This is a genomic window from Microbacterium sp., from assembly GCF_051953575.1.
Taxonomy (GTDB): Bacteria; Actinomycetota; Actinomycetes; order Actinomycetales; family Microbacteriaceae; genus Microbacterium.
This window is the reverse complement of the sequence record NZ_JBQCIP010000079.1, coordinates 1-3,784: the sequence shown is the minus strand read 5'-3', so window position 1 is coordinate 3,784 and position 3,784 is coordinate 1. Positions and strand designations below refer to the sequence as shown.

4 protein-coding genes are annotated in these 3,784 nt (G+C 68.6%); all 4 read left to right on the top strand.

What is annotated here, in order from left to right:
* On the top strand, positions 1–898 hold an 898-nt coding region (locus ACTHNQ_RS05765), incomplete at its 5' end, for an endo-1,4-beta-xylanase (protein ID WP_440331909.1).
* Positions 899–972: 74 nt separating this feature from the next.
* Positions 973–2,088 (top strand): mannose-1-phosphate guanylyltransferase, encoded by a 1,116-nt coding sequence (locus tag ACTHNQ_RS05760; RefSeq protein ID WP_440331907.1) that lies wholly within the window; start codon positions 973–975, stop codon positions 2,086–2,088.
* Positions 2,089–2,252: 164 nt separating this feature from the next.
* A complete protein-coding gene (locus ACTHNQ_RS05755) occupies positions 2,253–3,401 on the top strand; it encodes a BMP family ABC transporter substrate-binding protein (RefSeq protein ID WP_018171875.1) in 1,149 nt (382 codons plus the stop codon).
* 94 nt (positions 3,402–3,495) lie between these two features.
* Positions 3,496–3,784, top strand: a 289-nt coding sequence (locus ACTHNQ_RS05750; protein WP_440331904.1) for an ATP-binding cassette domain-containing protein, incomplete at its 3' end; no start/stop codon positions are given.

Below are 3,784 nucleotides of genomic sequence, written 5' to 3'. Positions count from 1 at the left end.
CATGAAGTGGGATGCCGTCCACCCGGCGCCCGGCGTGTACGACTTCGCATCCGCAGACGCGCTGGTCGCCTTCGCCAAGGCCAACCACCAGCAGGTGCGCGGCCACACGCTGCTGTGGCACAGCCAGAACCCGGCGTGGGTGACGGCGGCCAGCGCGACCTGGACCTGCGACGACGCGCGGGCCGTGCTCGAAGACCACATCCGCACCGTGGTCGGCCACTTCAAGGGCGAGATCTACGAGTGGGACGTGGCCAACGAGATCTTCCAGGACGAGTGGGACAACGGCGGCGTGAAGCTGCGCACCGGAGCCAACCCCTTCCTGAAGGCGTGTGCCGCGGACCCCGTCGGACTGCTGGTGGACGCGTTCCGCTGGGCGCATGAGGCCGACCCCGACGCGGTCCTGTTCCTCAACGACTACAACGCCGAGGGCATCAACGCGAAGACGAACGCGTACTACGCGCTCGCCCAGCAGATGCTCGCCGCCGGCGCGCCGCTCGGCGGCTTCGGCGCCCAGGGCCACCTCAGCCTGCTGTACGGCTTCGACACCTCGATCCAGGCGAACTTCGAGCGCTTCGCGGCCCTCGGTCTGAAGGTGGCGGTCACCGAGGCGGACGTGCGCATCCCGCTGCTGCCGGGCGAGACGGGCCCGACCCCCGAGCAGGTCGCGACGCAGGCAGAGCGCTACGACGCGATGCTGCAGGCGTGCCTGAACGTCGCCGCGTGCGAGTCGTTCACGGTCTGGGGCTTCCCCGACGCGAACTCGTGGGTGCCGGACGTGTTCCCCGGTGAAGGCTGGGCGACGATCCTCGAGGACGACTACTCGCCGAAGCCCGCCTTCGACGCGATGCTCGCCTCGCTGCGCGACGCCACACCGGGCACCTCGCCCCGGCGCGGCTGAATCGCGGGTGACAGCGGCGTGGCGCGAGGCCCGCGCCGCTGTCACCCCGCGCTTCACCCGGTAGCCTGAGCCCCATGTCTGGACCGATCGACGACTTCTACGCCGTGATCCCCGCCGGAGGCATCGGCAGCCGCCTCTGGCCGCTGTCGCGTGCCGACGCGCCCAAGTTCCTCCACGACCTCACCGGCTCGGGCCGGACGCTCCTGCGCGACACGTGGGATCGGCTCGAGCCTCTGGCCGGTCCCGACCGCATCGCGGTGGTGACCGGGCGCGCGCACCGCGCCGCGGTCGAACGGGAGCTGCCGGGGATCGCCGACCTGAACGTCTTCCTCGAGTCCGAGCCGCGTGACTCCACGGCCGCGATCGGCCTCGCCGCGGCGATCCTCTCGCGCCGCGAGCCCGACGTCATCATCGGCTCGTTCGCGGCAGACCACGTGATCCGCGTGCCGCAGCTGTTCGAGTGGGCCGTCCAGCAGGCCGTCGCCACCGCGCGCGAGGGGTACATCTGCACGATCGGCATCCAGCCCTCCGAGCCGTCGGTCGGCTTCGGGTACATCAAGAAGAGCGACGCACTGGTGGTCGACGGCGCGCCGGAGGCGGCCCTGGTCGAGAGCTTCGTCGAGAAGCCCGACCTCGACACGGCGAAGGAGTACTTCGCCGACCGCAACTACCTGTGGAACGCGGGGATGTTCATCTCGCGCGCCGACGTGCTGCTCGGCGAGATCGCCGAGAGCGACCCGCACCTGTACGCCGGTCTGATGGACCTCGCCGAGGCATGGGACGACCGCGAGGCGCGCGGTCCCGTCGTCGACCGGGTGTGGCCGACGCTCACCAAGATCGCGATCGACTACTCCGTCGCCGAGCCCGCCGCCCAGAAGGGTCGGCTGGCCGTCATCCCCGGCCACTTCGACTGGGACGACGTGGGGGACTTCGCGAGTCTCGCCAAGCTGAACTCGCACGGGCGCAAGAACGACCTGGCGATCCTCGGCGAGAACGCCCGCATCCTCTCGGATGCCGCGAGCGGCATCGTGGTCAGCCAGACCCGTCGCGTCATCAGCCTCATCGGCGTCCGCGACATCGTCGTGGTCGACACCGAGGACGCCCTGCTGGTGACCACGAGCGAGCACGCGCAGCGCGTCAAGGGCGTCGTCGACGCCCTGAAGCTCAGCGGCCGCGGCGAAGTGCTGTAGCCGGATGCCGCCGGGTGCGGCATCCCGTGCTCATATGAGCGACATATTGCGGTCTTGCAACATTTCGCGAACAGGGCCCCGCGAAGCATGCAACCGCGCCGACACAGTGGGTAATTTTGTGCAGTCCCCGTGAAGGACGCGGGGGGAATCCTGTGGAGGCTGAGTTGACCATCTCACGCACCAAGAAGCTCGTAGGCGTCACAGCTGCCGCGGGCATTCTGCTGGCCCTCGCGGGCTGCGGCTCCGCGCCCGACGACACCTCGAGCACCGGCGACGCCAGTGGCCCGAAGGTCGAGGGCTTCACCCCCTGCATCGTCTCCGACGACGGCGGCTTCAACGACAAGTCGTTCAACCAGTCCGCCCTCGAGGGCATGCAGAAGGCCGCCGACGAGCTCGGCGTCAAGCTGAAGGACGTCGAGTCGGAGTCGGCCAACGACTACGCGCCGAACCTGGAGAACCTCGTCGCCGAGGGCTGCACGTTCATCATCTCCGTCGGCTTCAAGCTGTCGGCCGCGACGGTCGAGTCGGCCCTGGCCAACCCCGACATCGAGTACGCGATCATCGACGACCGCGCCGACAACACCGGCGCCAAGAACGACGACGGCACCGACACGGGCGACGGCAAGACCGACGCGCCGAACATCAAGCCGCTCCTCTTCGACACGGTCCAGGCCGCGTACCTCGGCGGCTACGCCGCGGCCGCCTGGTCCGCGCAGTCGGGTGTCAACAGCGTCGGCACCGTCGGCGGCATCCCGATCCCGCCGGTCACGATCTTCATGGACGGCTTCATCGACGGCGTCGAGAAGTACAACGAGGACAAGGGCGCCACCGTCGCCACGTACGGCTGGGACGTCGCCGGCCAGACCGGTCAGTTCACCAACAACTTCGAGGCGAACGACGACTCGAAGCAGGCGATGCAGACCGCTCTCGACCAGGGTGTCGACGTGCTCCTGCCCGTCGGCGGCCCGATCTACCAGAGCGCCGCTCAGGCCATCCGCGACACCGACAACGGCGCCGTGATGCTCGGTGTCGACTCCGACCTCGCCGTGAGCGACCCGTCGGTCGCCGACCTCGTGCTGGTCTCGATCATGAAGCGCATCGACACCGCGGTCTACGACGCGACGATGGCTGCCGCCAACGACGAGTTCGACGTGACGCCGTACATCGGCACGCTGGAGAACGAGGGCGTCGGACTGTCGTCGTTCCACGACTTCGAGTCGCAGCTGCCCAAGGGCCTGACGGACGAGCTCGACGCTCTGAAGGAGCAGATCATCTCGGGTGACCTCGAGGTCACCTCGCCCAGCTCGCCGTAATCCGGACGCTGACAGAACCGCGGCCGGGTGGATGCCTCATCCTCCCGGCCGCGGTTCTTCCTCGCCCGCTCACACAATCGCTAAGGTGCACAGTATGAAGCTCGAGCTCCGTGAAATCACGAAGCGGTTCGGGTCTCTCGTGGCCAACGACCACATCGATCTGGTCGTGAAGCCGGGCGAGATCCACGCTCTCCTGGGGGAGAACGGCGCCGGCAAATCCACCCTCATGAACGTGCTCTACGGCCTCTATCAGGCCGACGAGGGCGACATCCTGCTGGACGACGCGGTCCAGCACTTCCGCGGCCCGGGCGACGCCATGGCCGCCGGCATCGGCATGGTGCACCAGCACTTCATGCTCATCCCCGTCTTCACCGTCGCCGAGA